The 16,664-nt window shown below is 38.3% G+C and carries 18 protein-coding genes; 9 read left to right on the forward strand and 9 right to left on the reverse strand.

What is annotated here, in order from left to right; all coding sequences use genetic code 11:
* The first annotated feature begins 80 nt into the window (after positions 1–80).
* From BN1609_RS10950 to BN1609_RS10965, 4 genes are read left to right on the forward strand one after another with little or no spacing between them, the layout of a single operon-like run.
* Complete coding sequence (locus BN1609_RS10950; RefSeq protein WP_088809090.1) at positions 81–332, forward strand: hypothetical protein; 252 nt, start codon at positions 81–83, stop codon at positions 330–332.
* Positions 333–345: 13 nt separating this feature from the next.
* On the forward strand, positions 346–708 hold the full coding sequence (locus BN1609_RS10955) for a hypothetical protein (RefSeq protein ID WP_088815313.1): 363 nt from the start codon (positions 346–348) through the stop codon (positions 706–708).
* Positions 699–2,312 carry a T7SS effector LXG polymorphic toxin gene (locus BN1609_RS10960; RefSeq protein ID WP_088809089.1) on the forward strand — a complete coding sequence of 538 codons (1,614 nt, stop codon included), beginning with the start codon at positions 699–701 and terminating at the stop codon, positions 2,310–2,312. The genes BN1609_RS10955 and BN1609_RS10960 overlap by 10 nt, the downstream gene beginning before the upstream one ends.
* Positions 2,313–2,352: 40 nt before the next feature.
* Positions 2,353–3,168 carry a hypothetical protein gene (locus BN1609_RS10965; protein WP_088809088.1) on the forward strand — a complete coding sequence of 272 codons (816 nt, stop codon included), beginning with the start codon at positions 2,353–2,355 and terminating at the stop codon, positions 3,166–3,168.
* A gap of 55 nt (positions 3,169–3,223) precedes the next feature.
* Here the strand turns inward: BN1609_RS10965 and dltD are convergent, their stop codons facing one another.
* Genes dltD through BN1609_RS10990 form a run of 5 tightly spaced genes read right to left on the reverse strand, consistent with a single transcriptional unit; the run spans position 3,224 to position 7,639 of the window.
* The gene (dltD, locus tag BN1609_RS10970) at positions 3,224–4,507 is read right to left on the reverse strand and encodes a D-alanyl-lipoteichoic acid biosynthesis protein DltD (RefSeq protein WP_088838797.1); all 1,284 of its coding nucleotides are present in this window, start codon (positions 4,505–4,507) and stop codon (positions 3,224–3,226) included.
* Positions 4,504–4,743 (reverse strand): D-alanine--poly(phosphoribitol) ligase subunit DltC, encoded by a 240-nt coding sequence (gene dltC / locus BN1609_RS10975; protein WP_088809086.1) that lies wholly within the window; start codon positions 4,741–4,743, stop codon positions 4,504–4,506. The genes dltD and dltC overlap by 4 nt, the downstream gene beginning before the upstream one ends.
* Before the next feature lie 13 nt (positions 4,744–4,756).
* On the reverse strand, positions 4,757–5,941 hold the full coding sequence (gene dltB / locus BN1609_RS10980) for a D-alanyl-lipoteichoic acid biosynthesis protein DltB (protein WP_088840855.1): 1,185 nt from the start codon (positions 5,939–5,941) through the stop codon (positions 4,757–4,759).
* Entirely contained in the window at positions 5,938–7,458 is a 1,521-nt protein-coding gene (gene dltA, locus BN1609_RS10985) for a D-alanine--poly(phosphoribitol) ligase subunit DltA (protein ID WP_088838895.1), read from the reverse strand. The genes dltB and dltA overlap by 4 nt, the downstream gene beginning before the upstream one ends.
* A gap of 34 nt (positions 7,459–7,492) precedes the next feature.
* Positions 7,493–7,639, reverse strand: coding sequence for a teichoic acid D-Ala incorporation-associated protein DltX (locus tag BN1609_RS10990; protein WP_088809084.1), 147 nt, complete (start codon positions 7,637–7,639; stop codon positions 7,493–7,495).
* A gap of 237 nt (positions 7,640–7,876) precedes the next feature.
* Here BN1609_RS10990 and rpiA point away from each other — a divergent pair, with 237 nt between their 5' ends.
* Positions 7,877–8,545: a ribose-5-phosphate isomerase RpiA gene (gene rpiA / locus BN1609_RS10995; RefSeq protein ID WP_088809083.1), complete on the forward strand. Its 669-nt coding sequence runs from the start codon at positions 7,877–7,879 to the stop codon at positions 8,543–8,545.
* Here rpiA and BN1609_RS11000 read toward each other — a convergent pair.
* The 3 genes from BN1609_RS11000 to BN1609_RS11010 all read right to left on the reverse strand — a co-directional run bounded on the left by BN1609_RS11000 (position 8,542) and on the right by BN1609_RS11010 (position 10,456).
* Positions 8,542–9,165: a DUF1361 domain-containing protein gene (locus BN1609_RS11000; RefSeq protein ID WP_088838796.1), complete on the reverse strand. Its 624-nt coding sequence runs from the start codon at positions 9,163–9,165 to the stop codon at positions 8,542–8,544. The two genes, rpiA and BN1609_RS11000, sit on opposite strands and share 4 nt — an antisense overlap.
* A gap of 92 nt (positions 9,166–9,257) precedes the next feature.
* A complete protein-coding gene (locus BN1609_RS11005) occupies positions 9,258–9,689 on the reverse strand; it encodes a GNAT family N-acetyltransferase (protein WP_179946371.1) in 432 nt (143 codons plus the stop codon).
* Between the two features lie 17 nt (positions 9,690–9,706).
* Positions 9,707–10,456, reverse strand: coding sequence for an esterase family protein (locus BN1609_RS11010; RefSeq protein ID WP_088809081.1), 750 nt, complete (start codon positions 10,454–10,456; stop codon positions 9,707–9,709).
* A gap of 197 nt (positions 10,457–10,653) precedes the next feature.
* On the opposite strand from BN1609_RS11010, the gene BN1609_RS11015 reads away from it, so the two are divergent.
* The 4 genes from BN1609_RS11015 to BN1609_RS11030 all read left to right on the forward strand — a co-directional run bounded on the left by BN1609_RS11015 (position 10,654) and on the right by BN1609_RS11030 (position 16,063).
* Positions 10,654–11,700 (forward strand): branched-chain amino acid aminotransferase, encoded by a 1,047-nt coding sequence (locus BN1609_RS11015; RefSeq protein WP_255377373.1) that lies wholly within the window; start codon positions 10,654–10,656, stop codon positions 11,698–11,700.
* A 346-nt stretch (positions 11,701–12,046) separates the two neighbouring features.
* A complete protein-coding gene (locus tag BN1609_RS11020; protein WP_088840856.1) occupies positions 12,047–15,031 on the forward strand; it encodes an immunoglobulin-like domain-containing protein in 2,985 nt (994 codons plus the stop codon).
* 155 nt (positions 15,032–15,186) lie between these two features.
* On the forward strand, positions 15,187–15,378 hold the full coding sequence (locus BN1609_RS11025; protein ID WP_088811074.1) for a hypothetical protein: 192 nt from the start codon (positions 15,187–15,189) through the stop codon (positions 15,376–15,378).
* 22 nt (positions 15,379–15,400) lie between these two features.
* Positions 15,401–16,063 (forward strand): type II CAAX prenyl endopeptidase Rce1 family protein, encoded by a 663-nt coding sequence (locus BN1609_RS11030; protein WP_088816518.1) that lies wholly within the window; start codon positions 15,401–15,403, stop codon positions 16,061–16,063.
* A gap of 33 nt (positions 16,064–16,096) precedes the next feature.
* Here the strand turns inward: BN1609_RS11030 and pdxT are convergent, their stop codons facing one another.
* Entirely contained in the window at positions 16,097–16,663 is a 567-nt protein-coding gene (gene pdxT, locus BN1609_RS11035) for a pyridoxal 5'-phosphate synthase glutaminase subunit PdxT (protein WP_088811072.1), read from the reverse strand.
* Position 16,664 lies beyond the last annotated feature (1 nt).

Raw genomic sequence — 16,664 nt, forward strand, 5'->3', positions numbered from 1 at the left:
ACGAGCGTAGACATGGTCCGGGGCGTGTGCTATATTTAAAATTGGAAGAAAACAATACATATAGAAAGGAAACACAAGGGATGGGGAAAATAGCATCTAATACGACTATAGCAAATACAGCAGTTGCTGATGTCAAAGCAATTTCTGTTAATAAGGGAGAACAGGTTTCTTTAGCTAAAAGTACGATTTCAAGCATGCAAACAGGAAAAAAAGTGAATAACCAGTTGTTACCAAATTTAGCTGAGCTTGTAGATTGTGTGCAGGCCGAGAGTGAGAAATTTCCAAAAATAGCCGAAATGATGGCTCTTCAAGATAGCCAGATTAAATTTTAGGAGATGAAAAAAGTTGGTAGAGAAAACGAATGAGGGAAAACGAACTGCTTATAATCAACTAATTGTAGAAAAAGAGAATCAGATTGACCAATTGAGTGAGGAACGAGCTACAATAGAAAATGCGCTAGAGCGTTTAGAAGTGGATTTGCAGAACGGGTTTCAAAGATTACAAATATTGAATGAAGAAAATGCGAACTATCAGCATAAAGAAGATTTTCGAATGCAGCAAAGGAATGATTGTATGGCGCATAGTTTTCGGCAACAAATACGAAACGCCCACGAAGAGTTTACATTTGCTTTCAAGAAAGAGATTTGTCAAATGGATGAGGAACGAGAAACTCTTTATAAGGAAAGGAATGAACTTCCTTGGGACTAATTTATTCAAGTAGCGAATCAAGCAAGTTAATCCAAGCTCTGTCTAAAAATTTATCAAGTGGGAAAGAAACCATCACACAGCTAAAAGCTGGAAGCCAAAAAGTGATTCAGGCTGTGGACGGGCGCAAATTGTCTGGAGCTGCTTATACAGCTGGGAAAGGATTATTTACAGATCTTGTTATACCAACTATTACAAGAGTGACTACTGCATGTGATAGTATTGAACAAGAATTAAACAAATATCAGCTTGCGGATGCCGTTGTTTCAAGTGAAGACTATTTGGATGAAGACAATCTAAATCAACAAATAGCAACGCAAAAAAATATGAAAGCATCTGTTGAAGGAACAACAGTTATTATCGATATGTTTTTAAGAATGAATAAAAATACAGCATTAATTGATGTTGCACAAAATCACAAGAGAAAATTAAGTCAAATGTCTAACAGTCTTGACCAAGAAATTGATGAACTTCAAAAGAAAATTGAGAAGCTTTATGAATTTGAAGGGCAAACAAAAGGTTTATTTAATAGTAGTCTGGATGATATGAAATTAGCGATGCAAAGTGTGTTAGTATTGAATAGTATAACGATAAAAAAAGATGGTACATACAAATTTCCTAAAGGTGCCGATAAAAGCTGGTTTACGGAGCTGAAAAGTAAGGAACAGCTAGAAGAAATGGAAAATCAGGAGAAGAAAGTAGCGATTAAAGAATTAAATGAGCTATTTGAAAAAAATCCAGCGGCAGCAATTGAGAAAATCAAAAATAATGATCGTTTGTTTGACTATGTGATAGGCGCTTTAGACAAATTTCCTGATAGCTTACAAGATGCAGCTCTTGGAATTTTTATTGCACAAGAAAGCTGGAATAAATTGCCTAAAGATGTGGCTACAAACGTTTTAAACAGTCCTAAATTTGCTTCCTATCTAGGTGAAGCATCTTTTGCAACACAAGCAGTTGTATATAATGGTTTAACTAAATTGAGCGAAAAAGGCTGGAGCGTCTTAGCACCAATTGGCTATTCGACCAAAATTCTTTCTAGAACAAGTGAAGGTGCAAAACTAATTGCGAGCTCTAAAGTTGGCTTGGATGTATTTAAAAAGTTGAAGCCGGTTTCTGAATTTGTTAAGGCGCATCCAGTGGCGAGGGAAGGTATTGGATATGGCGGAGACACATTAAGCATCACAGCGTATGCTTATGAAGAGTACATCAATCCAGAGAGTCCAGCTTATGGGGATGCAAGTAAAGCAGTGTATGGTGGGTTGAGTCTATTTATATGGAATGCTGGACCGCTAGAAGGGGTACAGTATGGAGGGCCTATTGGAGCCATAGCCGGGACATTAAATACGATGATTAAAGGCGTGGATATAACTACTCCTGAGATAAAAGTTAATATTGTCTTGGGAAATATTCATATTAACTCTCATAGTTTTTACTTTGGTTTAAGTGGTAGTGCTGAAACAAGAGAGAATAATAAGAGAGAATGGCTTGATGAACAGTATAAGTTGTACGGAAAGCATGATAGTGTTGCACCAGATAAGCATTATCGAATAGGTGTGCAACCTCAGAGTGGTAGCCCTAATTTTAATCCAATATTTGAAAAATAATCAAATCATAATAGATTCCCATATGGAATGGAGTATTTAAATGAAAATTATCGCAAAACAAACCTCATTTGAGCAGGCGAGTCGATTTGTAGATATACAGAAGCTTGTTCAACAAACAAAAAATCCTACGGAAAATTTATTCACCCGTGAGCTGCAAATAATATTTCTTGCATTTTTTTGTGGATTCATTGCGCTGCTACCGTTAAAAAATTCGTTTGTTATTACAAGTATTCTAATTACTATAATTTTGATAAGCCTTGCCTTTTACTTTATTATAAAATCTAAAAATAAATCTTTGAGCGATTTTGGTTGGGTAATAGCCAAATATATGATGGTTCAAACACTTAGCATAAGCTTAGTATTAGGCATGAGAATTGATGGAAATAAACCGTTTGGAGAATTTTATCTTTTGCTGGCGTTCTGTTATTTGATTATTATTTTGGTGCTTTGCTATTTTCGATGTAGCTATTTGGTTCAGAACTATCTAAGGAAGCATGGTATGGATATAAAAGAGTCAAAAACGTCAAAGATATGGAATAAAGGGATGTTTAAACTATCAATAGGTTTAGTAGTGATTATTATTTTGGGAACACAATTTTATAGGCTTATTAAATGGTGGTTTATTAAAGATGATAAGTCTCTTGATAAAATATCTATCCAAAATGAGTGGTTAGGGACGTTTGTTATATTAGTTATTATTGGATTATTAGTAGTTCTCCTAATTGTCTTTTCATTGCTTCCAATTCTGTTATTTAATGCAAAAGTAGTCGTAGAGGGAATCATGTTAAAAGAGTATGCAGAAGAATTCCGGAATCAGTCCGGACTTACTGAAAATGAATGGTACGGGGAGAAATAAAGTAGTTAAATTAAAAACAGCTCAGCAAAATCCGGATTTTGCTGAGCTGTTTATTTTAATTTTTCGTTTCTAAATCTTTTTTAAGTTCTTTTGGCAGTTTTGCTTTGTGAAAATAGAAATCACGAGGCGTTTCTGGGTAGCTTGTTGGCGCTTGTTGTTTGGCGAATTTGGCGATGGCGTCGTCAATTTGCACCCAGCCGCGCCAACTTAAATGGATAGGGTCTTCTAAAAAGTAAGGCGAGTCTTGACGGTCTTCAAGCGAAATATAACGGAAGCCGTTTTGCTCCACTTGCTCTTTTGTTTTTTTATAATATTCGTCAAGTCCCTCTTGTTTCATGCCGATAAATCGCAGCCATTCGCCGTTTACAGGAGGATTTACAAATAATACATCAGCACCTGCATTTTTGAAGGCGTCCATCACAAGTTGCAAATCGTCATATTCAGGTGAGCTTGCATAACTTAAATTTTGACGACTATCTTTAAGTTTAGCCATATTTGGTGAAATTTTCTTATCGAAATATTTTTGTTTCACATGAAATGGATTGTCACCAGTACTTTTTTCACCAAGCGAAGCGGCCATTTTGTCTAGTTCATCGAAATTTAGAACAGGAGGAAGCTTTTTAACGCCTTCCTGAATTCGCTTCTCTTTTGAGCCAGTGACTAATTTTGATTCGAGCTCATCTTTTCGGATTAAAATACGGTACTCGATTTCCGCAGCGGCGCGCGTTAGCATGGAGTCGTGCGGCTTGTTTGGTCCCGGTGTAGTGATGTTTTCGAGCAATTTTGTGAGCGTTGAGTCGTTTTGGACGACTTTGTAGCTAAGAAGCCGCCTTGCAGCAAACCTACGCTCCGGTGTATCTTTTTCTTCCTGAAGCGCAAACGTGTACGCTTGAATGGGCGAAAATGTTGCGCCAAAATGAGCATCATCTACGCCATTTGGTTGGAACCATTGTGGCGATAAAATAAAGACGACTTTTTTCCCTTTCAGTTGATCGGATAGCATGTTGATGTCCAAATAATGAAAGAGCGACTGCGTACCAGGCTGGCCGATTAAAAACGGCGTGTAGCTTGTGCCGTATTTTTTTGCAATGACGCTCGGGTGGAAGGGATCAATGCGCGATAGTTCCGAGGAACCGAAAATGGGCATGTAATCTTGATTCATCGCTGTTTGTTGCAAAATTTTCCCACCTACGACATTCCCGTTCATGGACGTAGCCGCATTTTGAACGGCCGTATTTGAAACGCCACCAAATAGCGCACTCGGTCCGAAAAGAATAAACAAGAAGACACCGCAAGCCACTAAAATGGGGCCAAATGTCATCCATAGTTTTTTTCTCATGATTTGAGGGCCTCTAATTGCTTAATCACAAGTTCTGGCGTTGCCCATTCGTCGCGGTCGAATTCGGAAACGGGAACCGTAATATCGAGACTACTTTCAATTTCAACAAGGAGTTGCACTGTTGCCATTGAGTCGAGTAAGCCCTCGTCAAATAAGCGGACGCTTGTATTTTCTTTTACTTCTTCTGATTCTGTAATTTCTTCTAAAATATCTAAAACTTGATCACGAAAACTCATTTTTATTACCACCTTAGAAAGTTATTTTATCAAATATGCCAGAGAAAATGAGGAAGCCGAAGCAAACGAAGTTAAACGTAATGAACATTCCAATAACATAAGTGATTTTATTTTTTGGATAAAACTTATATTTTTTGTTGATGCGCTCAAAAATGTCGAAACCGACGATAAGCAACGCTTGGTATAAGCCGTAAACAACGTAGTACCAGTGAAGGCCGTGCCAAATTCCCATGATGAAAAAATTGACAAAGTATGCGATATAAGCGATTGTAAATTTACTTTTAATCCATTTCTTTTTCGTCAAAAAGAAGACGAACCGCATGAAAATGAAGTCGCGGAACCAAAATGAAAGCGTCATGTGCCAACGATTCCAGAAGTCCTTAATGTTGCGTGCGAGAAACGGTTTGTTGAAGTTCATTGGTGTTTGGACGCCGAGTAGGTAGGAAACCCCAACAGCGAACAAACTGTAACCTGCAAAATCAAAAAATAAGTACATACTATACGCGTACATATAGCCAAGCAAACTCATATTAAAATCAACATGTTGGATTAAAAGTCCTTCAAGTGGGGTTTTCCAATGAACATCGATTAAATAGGCGATGATGAACTTATAAAGGAAACCTAAGAAAATATAAAAAATACCACGGTTTAAAAGTTCTACATATTTCGAGGGTTCAAGCGGATTTTTAACATCCTTCTGGAATCTCCGAAATCGGTCTATTGGGCCAGAAGAAATGGTTGGAAAGAACAGCAGAAAATTCACAAATTCCACGGAATCATATTCTTTTATGAGTCCATCGCGAATTTCCATTACCATCGTAGTGGCTTTAAACGTTAAATAGGAGATTCCTAGAAAGCCGACGAGTGTTGTGTGATCCGCAAGCAATGGCTGCACTTTAACAATTGCAAGCGGTAAAATCGACAGGATTACAGCAAGGGTAAAAATACCGCCATGATTTTTGTTTTGAACACGTCTGTAATGAAAATAAAGCCGGACAACAATGAGTTGCCAAAAAATGAAAACGATAAAGGCAATGCCTTGCACTAAATTGCTTGAAAACATGAAGAAAATGAAAAGTAACGTGACAAACGCGTTATAAACTGGAAGTCTTTTCCCCATTAAATTTGCAATCACAATCGGTGCGATAAAAAGTGCGAGGATTGCAAAGTAAAAGATAGAGCCGTATGGGGTGGTCATTCGTTCACCTCATTTTCTAAAAGTTTTCGATCGATTTTTCCATTATTAGTTAAAGCAAATTCGGTCTTATAAATCCATTTCCGAGGAATCATATAGTTTGGCATTTTATTCGCGAGTTCCTGTTTAATGGCTTTCGTCAATTTGAACGGCTTATCAAAGTCATGCTCATTTGCGACAACAAACGCAACTAATGAATCCACCTTTCCTTCCACGTATTTTGGAATAACGACGGCACTTCTAACGTAGCTGACTTCTTTTAAGTTGTTCTCGATGTCTTCAAGCTCGATGCGATAGCCGTGTAGCTTCACTTGGAAATCTAAGCGACCTTGGAAAAACAATTGATTATTTTTAATTACACCGCAGTCACCCGTATGATAGGCCATGAAATCAAAAGCTTTAGAAAAAACTTCTACGGTTTTTTCGCGGTTGTTTAAATAGCCTTTTGAAACGCTCGGTCCGACGAGCACAATTTCCCCTTTTTCACCATCTGGTAGGCGTTCATGTGTTTCAGGGTCAGTGATGAAAAGGCGCGTATCAGGCTTGACTTGCCCAAGTGGGAGGCTCGGATAGGCGGCGATGACTTCATTTGTAATTTCAATTTTGGTAACGGCAACGGTTGCTTCTGTCGGCCCGTAAGTGTTATAAATTTTGGCGTCTGGAAAGCGGGCAATTAATTCGCGTGCAGTTTCTTTGGTTAGGACTTCCCCGCAAAAAATAAATTTTGAGAGCGAAGGATTATTAGCGCCGTTAAAATGGGGGTCAAGTAAACAAATGTCAGCGAATGACGGCGTTGAAACGAAGACGTCAAGTCGCAGTCGCGGAATTTGACTGTACAAGTCTTTTAAATTGGCGCTGCAAGTCTTATCCACGGGAACTAGCGTGCTCCCTGAAAGTAAGCTTGGATACAGGTCCATAACGGAAAGGTCAAATGAAAAAGGTGCTTGATTTAAAATGCGCAAACCTTCTGTTAATGAAAAATCTTGCAGCAGCCAATTGGAAAAGCTGATTAAATTGTTTTGGCTAATTTGAACGCCTTTCGGTAGGCCAGTGCTGCCCGATGTGTAAATAATATAATGCGTATCATCACCTTGAACGGCGCTCGCTAGGCGTGGCTTTTTGCCCGTATTTAAGCGAATAAATTCAGCGATTTCGCTAGCAGTGAGAACAGGTTTATCCGTTTCAACCGGAAGTTCTTCCACAGCAAGCACGCAAGCTGGTTCTGCTGCGGTCACAATTTGAGTAATGCGCTCCCTTGGCATAGAAGTATCAACGGGAACATACGCATGTCCACTTTTTAAACAAGCCATAAAAGCGACTAACATAAGCGAGGACATGTGTCCGTAAACGACAATTGGCGCCTCTTTTGGAAAAGCTTTTTCTTCTAAAAAAAAAGCAAAGGAATCAGATTGATTTTTTAGTTCCTTGTAAGAAAGTGTGGTACCATTATATTCGTAGCAAACCTTCTGCGGAGTGAGAGTAGCCCATTCATCAATGCGTTCTGTAAGTGAGGTGGTCATCGTTTGTAAACCCACGCGTAATCATCCTTTCTTTTTAAAATTCGTTATAAATAAAATTGGTGCTATTTGGGTTTTTGAAGCCGTAAAACCATAAAAGTCCAAGTAAAACAGCTAAATAGAATGCTGTTTTAAGTATAAAAATCGTGGCTGGCTTATGAAAAAACAACTTTACTTTTTGCATCTATTCACCCCGTTTATGTCTATTATGTTACAAATGTTAAATTTAAATACGTAACTATCATATAATGTAACTCACTTGTATTGAAAAGTCTAATTACATTTTTGTAAGATTAGAGTGTGAATACGAGAGAAGAAAGACGAATTTTTAAAGATTTATGCGAGAATACGCTATAAAATGCATTTTTTGTCGAGAGGATTCTTTTAAAATTGTAAGGTTAAATAAGAAGGAGTGGACAGAATGGAGTCAAAACGTATGGCAGGCGAGAAGGCTTGTGAAGCAGTTCAAGATGGCATGATTGTTGGTCTTGGAACAGGAAGTACGGTTTTTTATACGATTGAAAAACTAGGGGAGCTTGTGCAAGCTGGCTTGCAAATAAAAGGCGTTGCGACATCAATTGAAACGGAGGAACTGGCGAAAAAGTGGCATATTCCTTTACTTTCCTTTAACGAAGTAACAGAAATTGACGTCACAATTGATGGCGCAGATGAAGTTACGCGGGATTTTGCAGGGATTAAAGGCGGCGGCGGTGCGCTTCTTCGCGAAAAATTAGTTGCGCTTATTTCAAAACGGAATATTTGGGTCGTGGATGAATCAAAAGTGGTGGAAGTGCTCGGAAAATTTTGTTTGCCAGTTGAAGTGCTCCCTTTTAGTTATAAATATGTGGAACGAGCACTTAAAAAGCAAAATATCGGGGCAAATGTGCGTTATGCGCAAGATGGAGAGGTTTTTCTGACGAATAATGGGAATATGATTTTAGATTTAGAGATTTATCCGCTATTAGACGCAAAAAAACTGGCTAACGAATTAGACAGTTTATCAGGCATTGTGGAGCATGGTCTTTTTTTAGGTATAGCGGACGAGCTTATTATTGGCAAAAACGATGGAACCGTTGAAATGTTAAGTTAATTTGTGGATTTTGGGAAATAGCGAAACATAAGGTAAAGCATTAATTGTAAAATGAAAAAATAGATAATAAACTCAAATTGAAAGCCCGAAACATTTAAAATACTGCGTAGAACGTTGCTCGGCTCTGTCAAAAGGTGGACAGTGTGCAGGCGATCAAAGCGTCCTAAATAAATACCGTAACTTGATAAAAGTAAAATGATGGGGACGAGAATGGATTCACGCCAATTCGTGCGCTCTTTTATGGCATCTAAAATGAAACGAAGGGACAGGTTGCCAACGAAAAGGCCAAAAAACACCGCTCCCGACATGACGGTAAAGCTTTGCCATAATAAACTATCTTTTTGAAGAATACCGTTATAATCATAAATATTAAACTGTTTTAAATGAAAGAAGTCGGTAACTAAATAAAAAGCATTAGGGAAAAATAGGAGCCAAGCGGCAGCCAAAATCCAAAAAATGATGGCAGGTCGCTTTTTTTTATGTAGAAAAACAGCTAGTTCAAAAGGAATATAAGCTAATGTGATATTTAAAATTAAAAAATGATAGTAATCAAGTACATAAAAGAGGAGAAGCATCGTACTTATGTAAAAAATGCGGCAACCCCAAATTAATTTATTCATATTAACCACTCCTTTCAACAAGCTTCATTATACATGAAATTGTGTGTTCTTTAACAAATATTAATAAAAAAATAGCCTTAAAAGGCTATTTTTTAAATGTTTTTTTCCATTTCTTTATGTTCGATGCCTGCATCCATGAAAATATCGGAACAAACTGTGTAACCGAGCTTTTCATAAAATGGAATCGCTGTGACTTGACCACCCAGTTTTAGTTTTGATGCACCTTGTTGTTTGGCTTCTTGTTCAATGGTTTCCATAATTCTTCGACCGGAGCCTTTGCCACGTGCTTTTTTCTGTGCACAAATGCGTTCTACTTTTCCGTAATTAGGCAGGATACGCAAACGGCCTGTGGCAAGTGGTGTACCGTCGTCATCATAGTCGATAAACATGATTGTGGAAGGATCGTTATCAAATTCGTCCCATTCTAATTCTGGATCAACATGTTGTTCGGTAACAAATACATCAAAGCGAATTTGTAAGGCCTCTTTGCGCATTTGTTCGTTTACTACTTTCTTTACTGTCAAAATTCTTTCTCCCTTCGTTAAACGCCCATGCTCTCTAAATCAAATGTATGAGTTGGAAGCATAAAAGTTAAGCTAGTTTTAATAAACGGTTGCCAATATTTCCAGCGGTGACCACCGTTAAATAGATGAAATTCAGACTCAAAACCTTTCTTTTCAATAAGAAAATGGAGTTTTTCGTTTGGTTCTAAGAAATTAGCGACTTGGTTATCGGTCGTTTCCACTTCAGTTTCTGCGTCCCCGATGATATGGAAGACTTTAAGGGCAGCTGGGTTTGCCGATTGAACGAGTTCTAAAAGGTCATCATTTACAAAAGGCGAATGTAAAATGACATTTCCAAAGGTGAATGGATATTTAAGCGCTGCTTTTAAAGAAACGCTTGCTCCGAGTGAATCCCCCATTAAAAAGCGACTGTTTGCCATTTGAAAGGAAGGAAACTGATTTTCTAAATAGGGGACGAGTTCATGGGCTAAAAAGCGCATGTATGCTTCATTTTGTTCACCATCTGGATGATATTTTCTGCGTCTGTCCTCCACTGTTTTATACGGTAAACAAGCAAAAATGGCTTTTTGAATCCTGTTCTGGTTCGTCAGTTCATCGACAAATTTAGGCAACTTCCCAAAGCTTAAATAATCTTTCCCGTCTTGAACGATAAAAAGTGGGTATTTATAAAGAGGTGAGTAATCCGGTGGTAAGTAAATAATGATGTCCATTTCCTCATTCAAATGTTTACTAAACAATTTTTCTTCGAGCATTTTACCTTCAGCCATCGTCAATCTCTCCTCTCGCCAATTTTTATTTTTAAAGAATGTCTTCATTTTATCATGATTTATTGAAAAAGGGAGTATAATTTGCTTATTTTTAGTTAAAAAGTTAGAAAATACTCTCTATTTAGTTTATTTGCTGCTTCGAGCTAGAGAAAAAATACTGTAAGGCTAGAAAAGTTATGCTATACTTATGAAATAAGTTGAGTACACAGAAAGTAGGGAAGAAAATGGCAAAAGATATTGATTGGGCTAATTTAGGTTTTGGTTATATTAAAACAGATAAGCGCTATATTTCTCATTGGAAAGATGGCGAATGGGATGCTGGAACGCTTACTGAGGATAATGTACTTCATATTAGTGAGGGATCGACAGCCCTTCACTACGGACAACAGTGTTTCGAAGGTTTAAAAGCTTACCGAGCAAAAGATGGATCGATTAATCTGTTTCGACCGGATCAAAACGCGCAAAGAATGCAAAGAAGTTGTGAACGGCTTTTGATGCCAACGATTCCGACTGAAAAATTTATTGAAGCATGTCGAGAAGTTGTTAAAGCGAATGAAGAATTTATTCCGCCATATGGAACAGGTGGAACACTTTACTTGCGTCCGTTTGTTATTGGTGTTGGTGATAACGTTGGTGTTCATGCTGCACCTGAATATATCTTTTCGATTTTCTGTACACCAGTTGGCGCTTATTTTAAAGGTGGTTTGCAACCAGCTAGTTTCGTTGTATCAGATTACGACCGTGCTGCGCCAAAAGGAACAGGAGCCGCAAAAGTTGGTGGGAACTATGCTTCTAGTCTTTTACCTGGGAAAAATGCGCAGAAACGAAATTTCGCGGATGCGATTTATTTAGACCCTGCCACACATACAAAAATTGAGGAAGTAGGGGCTGCTAACTTTTTCGGAATTACGAAAGACAACCGTTTTGTTACACCATTTTCGCCTTCCATTTTGCCTAGTATCACAAAATATTCCCTTCTTTATTTAGCGGAACATCGCTTAGGGTTGGAAGTTGAAGAAGGCGATGTATATATTGATCAATTGGATGATTATAAAGAAGCTGGCGCTTGTGGAACGGCTGCTGTGATTACACCAATTGGCGGCATTCAAAACGGAGATGACTACCATGTGTTTTATAGCGAAACGGAAGTAGGACCTGTTACAAGGCAATTGTATGATGAGCTTTGTGGCATTCAATTTGGTGATAAAGAAGCGCCGAAAGATTGGATTGTAAAAGTAAAATAGGAGTTTCTCTCAGTTGATTTGAGTCACTCTCCAAAAGCTAGATGTTTGGTCTAACTTTTGGAGAGTATTTTTTTATGCCCAAAATCCGTTGTGCAAAATGAACGGAATAGCCTTCTTTTTTTTAACATGATAGAAAAAATGTCACAAAAATTACATAAAACAGGTAAATAAAGCCGTTTTTATAGCTAATTTGACTATTTTTCAGATGCTAATATGAATATATGTGTGCATATACATATGGGAAAAGGGGGGATTGATGAAGTTTTGAATAGGGAGGCTATAGGAAATCCTGACGTAAAAGGTATTTTCTATGTAAAAAATGAAATTTAAAAGGAGAACAAGCATCATGAGAAAATCTAAATTAAAGAAGATAGTAATCAGTACGATTACAACTACAATGGTAGCTTCTACAATTGCGACAGCGTTTCCATTTAATGCTTTAACAGTGAGAGCGGCTGATAGTGAAGCGCAAACACTAAAATTGAAATCAGGAGTTTTACAGTCTAATTCTGCAAACCTGTTAAAAAACAGTAATTTTAATGGTATTAGTAACTGGGATTTTCGTATTTGGGATGGCGCAAATGCATACAATGGTGGAACAACGGTAAGAAGCTATGATTATAATAGTTCAGATGGTTCCTATGCTATTAATGGCTACAGACCTAACACAATGAGTGTAAAACCACAGGGAAATGGCTCCATGGATATTTGGATGAATAGAACAGTTGATAACGGACCCGCAGGAATTATGTTCCAATCTGTTAATACAATTGCTGGTCATAGATATACTTTGAATTACACGGTTATTAATCAAAGTAATTCACTTTTTAAGGTCCACGCCCTAGATGGTTACAATAATATTAGTGCAAATGCAGGGACTTTAGCAACCACGGGTAGTTCTTGGTCTGCTAATTATGGCACTCAAAGTCTGACCTTTACGGCTCGGAGTAATTTTACAACTATCAGTTTTGACATCTTTAGAAGTGCAAATACAGGCAGCACACGGTTTTCTAATCTAAGTTTAGTTGATATTGATAATATGGACGAGACGACAATTAATCCGCTGACAACGAATTCTTTGACTGCGCAGGGAACGGCTGAGCCGAATGCTAGCCTTGTTATAACAGCAGGCGGAACAACGCTTACGACAACGACTGTAAACAGCGATGGTACTTATAATGTTACAATTCCAAAGCAAGCCGCTGGAACGATTGTAACCGCAGTTGCAACAATTAATGGACAATCAAAAAGTGCGCAAACTACAGTGTCACAAGGAAGTATTGCGCAAACAACGATTAATCCCCTTACAACGGATTCAACATTAGCAACCGGTAGAGGGGAACCAGGTGCCTCACTTGTGATTCGCAATCAGTCTGGGAATCAAATTGGAACAGGTCAGATACTTGAAAATGGCACATACAGTGTGACAATACCTAAACAAGTAGCTGGAACAATTGTGACAGCCACAGCAACAAAAAATGGGCAAACATCCAGTGCGAATACAACGGTAACGCAAGGGAATATTGCACCGACAACGATTAATGCGCTAACAACAGACTCTGTGAAGGCAGAAGGAACCGCAGAACCGGGTGCTACTCTTGTGATTCGTAATCAATTTGGTAATCAATTGGCGACAGGATCCATACAGCCGAATGGCACATACAGTGTGACAATACCCAAGCAAATAGCTGGAACGATTGTCACAGCAACTGCTACTAAAAATGGAGAGACATCCAGTGCGAATGTAACGGTTACACAAGCTGCTAGTGGTACAGTTGTTGTAAAAGAAGACTATTATGTCGGTTACGATAGCCGCATTAAAGCAGAAGCAACAGGGGATGTAGCGAAAGTTTATCTAGAAGTAGATGGTGTTAGAAAAACGACAATTCCTGTAACAGGAAACTTTGAATATTATGCGAAAAATGATATTACAAGCACAACCCAAACGGTATATCTTGTTGGACTTAGTGCGACAAACAACGAATTAGACCGTGCACGCGTAACTTTAAAAGATGGTCAATTAAAAATTGGAACTGTTTCACCAGATAGCTTTATTGTGGGCGTGGATGCATATGTGAAAGGGACGTACACAGGATCTGTAACGAAAGTCGGCCTTTCAGTGAATGGAACGATTCTTACGAAAATTCCAGTTGGCACGGATGGCACATTCCAATATTATGCGCGTCCTAATATTACAGATGCGGATACAGACGAAGTTTATGTAATAGGTTACAATTCGGAAAACGATGAAATTTCTCGGAAGAAAGTGACTTTATATGGACCAGATAGTTTAGTCGGCACCTTGACCGTTAATCCAAATTACTTCGCGGTTTCAACAGATTCGTATGTTCAAGGAACGTATACAGGAAATGTCAAATATGTATCGCTTGTTGTGAATGGAACCGAATATGTGAAAACACCTGTAAAAGATGCAACGACATGGAGCTACTATTCAAAAGGTAAGATTGCGTTGGGGGACACGGTGACTATAAAAGCTTACAACGGTGCTGGTGTTGTTGTAGACGAGGAAACCGTAAATGTCGTTGAAAATCCGCCAGGTGAGAGCACCGTTGCGGCAAATGATTTTGTTTTATATCAAGATAAATATGTGACAGGGACGTATACAGGAAATGTGAAATACGTTGCACTGAAAGTAAATGGTACAGTTTTAAACAAGATAGCGGTTGCGGGTGGAAGTTATTCGTACTACGCACGTCCTAATATTACTTCAAAAGAAGATGTAGTATCAGTCATTGCTTACAATGGTGCAAGTTCACAAGTAGCGGAAGCTCCTGTTGCTGTAAAAGAAACTCAAATAACAAGTGAAATTACAGCCAACAACTTTACATTAGGTGACAGTTCAATTGTCGGAACATATTCTGGCGATGTAGCCTATATTTCTGCCACCGTGAATGATGTTGAACTTTCTAAAATTCCTGTTGACGGAACAAATACGTATACTTACTACATCAAACGTTTTGTGACAAATGATCAAGATGAGATTATTATGAAAGCTTACAACGGGAGAAGCGAAGTTGTAGCAACAGCAAATGTTCGTATTAACCCGACAGGAGACCCAGTGTTGACAACGGATCCGTATACTGTTGGTACGTCTAGTTATGTAACTGGAACATACGGGGGCGGTGTAAAGTATATTGCGCTTAAGGTTAATGGTGTGGTTCAATCTAAAATACCAGCGAATACTGGCTCCACCACTACCTATCAATATTACGCGAAGTCACAACTCCGAACACCCGGTATGACAGCTTCAATGATTGGTTATGACGGAGCAAGTAATGCCATCATTGAAACTCCGATAACGGTTCAATGATTTAAATATGAAGAAAACAGCAAAATCCTTTTTAGGTTTTGCTGTTTTTTTGTAGCTTACATTAATGTAATGATTTTTGCGACCAATTCCCTATTCCAATTAACGCTTTTAAGTTTTAAAGTATATTATGTCAAATAAGTGAGGAGTTGAGCAAATTGGTTGTTAGCCAGCTTTTTTTCGCAGAGATGTTGGGAATTTGGTTTTTTATTCTGGCCGCGTTAATTGTGTTACTTTTTATATTTTTGATGGATAGGAAGAGTAAAACTTTAAAAGAGGCAGCGAAAAGGGAGGAAATGTTTGAAAAAAATAAGAAGTGGGAAGCAATAAGAAAAGTCTTGCCCAAGTAATCTTAGAGAGTAGGTGAAAACGTTGGAAAAGCTATTATTTCAATCAAAAAGAAATTATTTTCTAGTATTATTAGCAGTAGCTGTCGGTTTTGCTCAACTTATTATTCATAGTCCGCTACCACTTTTCATTCAACAAATTATTTTTACAGGATTGCCAGTTATAACTTGGATTTGGCTTGAAAAAGCTAGTTTTAAAGCCCTATTCTCTAAACTTACAGTGAAAGGGATAGTGAAAGCGATACTATGGACATTTGCTGCTAATCTATTGGTTTTTATTGTTTCTGTTCTTTATGTATCACTTGTTGGAAAAAATAATATAACAGCTAATCCAATCGTTGAAACTAGCCTTCATTTACTGAACTGGTTCGGTATTTTTATCCAACTTTTTGGAGAAGAAATTTTAAGTATTGCACTTTTGATAGCTATTTTTGCGCTGTGTAGAAAAAAACTAACACAAAAAACAAGCACATTGATAGCCACGATTTGCTGTGGGATTATCTTTGCGCTTCTTCATTTAAGTACTTATGGCTGGAATGTGGGGCAAGTTTTGTTGCTCTTATTTATTCCACGAGTGATTATGAACGATGTCTTCTTAAAAGCTGAAAAATCACCATCTATTATTTCAAGCTGGCTGACGCATAGTCTGTATGACACGTTAAGCATTATCGCATCGATTGTTTTATAAAAGAGCCACGTATAATCAATACGTGGCTCTCTTTTATAAACACTTTTCAATGAAGTAGGTCATGAAACGGGGATCGTTTGTTAGTTCGGGATGAAAAGCGGTGACGAGGATGTTTTTTTCATGCGCGGCTACAATTTTGTCATCGATACGTGCTAAAACCGTTACACCTTCGCCAACTTTTTCAATATAGGGGGCGCGAATGAAAATGGCGCGGAAGGGAGCTTCGCCAAGGGGAGCAATTTGTAAGTCTGCTTCGAAGCTCATTTTTTGGCGGCCAAAGCCATTTCGAACGGCGGTGTAGTCCGCGAACTTGAAGCTGGGATCGCCAGTTGAAATTGCGCTTGCAGAAAGGACGAGCCCGGCACATGTTCCGAAAATTCCACGGCCGCTATTCGCAAAATCAGATAGTGGCTCACTAAAATGGTATTTTTCAATCAGACGTCGCATAGTAGTGCTTTCTCCTCCGGGCAAAATCAGACCGTCAAGTGGGGCTAGTTCCTCCGGGTGTTTAATAGGCATCGCTTTGTGCCCGGTTTTTTCAATCATTGCCAGATGCTCTGAAACGGCGCCTTGTAGCGCTAAAACTCCAATGGTTTTCATA

The organism is Listeria sp. ILCC797, from assembly GCF_900186185.1.
Taxonomy (GTDB): Bacteria; Bacillota; Bacilli; order Lactobacillales; family Listeriaceae; genus Listeria; species Listeria goaensis.

What these genes read in the sequence shown, in the direction of transcription:
- BN1609_RS10950 (WP_088809090.1), top strand. Translation starts at nt 81, where the DNA reads ATGGGGAAAATAGCATCTAATACGACTATAGCAAATACAGCAGTTGCT.
- BN1609_RS10965 (WP_088809088.1), top strand. Translation starts at nt 2,353, where the DNA reads ATGAAAATTATCGCAAAACAAACCTCATTTGAGCAGGCGAGTCGATTT.
- dltD (WP_088838797.1), bottom strand. Translation starts at nt 4,507, where the DNA reads ATGAGAAAAAAACTATGGATGACATTTGGCCCCATTTTAGTGGCTTGC.
- dltC (WP_088809086.1), bottom strand. Translation starts at nt 4,743, where the DNA reads ATGAGTTTTCGTGATCAAGTTTTAGATATTTTAGAAGAAATTACAGAA.
- dltB (WP_088840855.1), bottom strand. Translation starts at nt 5,941, where the DNA reads ATGACCACCCCATACGGCTCTATCTTTTACTTTGCAATCCTCGCACTT.
- dltA (WP_088838895.1), bottom strand. Translation starts at nt 7,458, where the DNA reads ATGACCACCTCACTTACAGAACGCATTGATGAATGGGCTACTCTCACT.
- BN1609_RS10990 (WP_088809084.1), bottom strand. Translation starts at nt 7,639, where the DNA reads ATGCAAAAAGTAAAGTTGTTTTTTCATAAGCCAGCCACGATTTTTATA.
- rpiA (WP_088809083.1), top strand. Translation starts at nt 7,877, where the DNA reads ATGGAGTCAAAACGTATGGCAGGCGAGAAGGCTTGTGAAGCAGTTCAA.
- BN1609_RS11000 (WP_088838796.1), bottom strand. Translation starts at nt 9,165, where the DNA reads ATGAATAAATTAATTTGGGGTTGCCGCATTTTTTACATAAGTACGATG.
- BN1609_RS11010 (WP_088809081.1), bottom strand. Translation starts at nt 10,456, where the DNA reads ATGGCTGAAGGTAAAATGCTCGAAGAAAAATTGTTTAGTAAACATTTG.
- BN1609_RS11020 (WP_088840856.1), top strand. Translation starts at nt 12,047, where the DNA reads ATGAGAAAATCTAAATTAAAGAAGATAGTAATCAGTACGATTACAACT.
- pdxT (WP_088811072.1), bottom strand. Translation starts at nt 16,663, where the DNA reads ATGAAAACCATTGGAGTTTTAGCGCTACAAGGCGCCGTTTCAGAGCAT.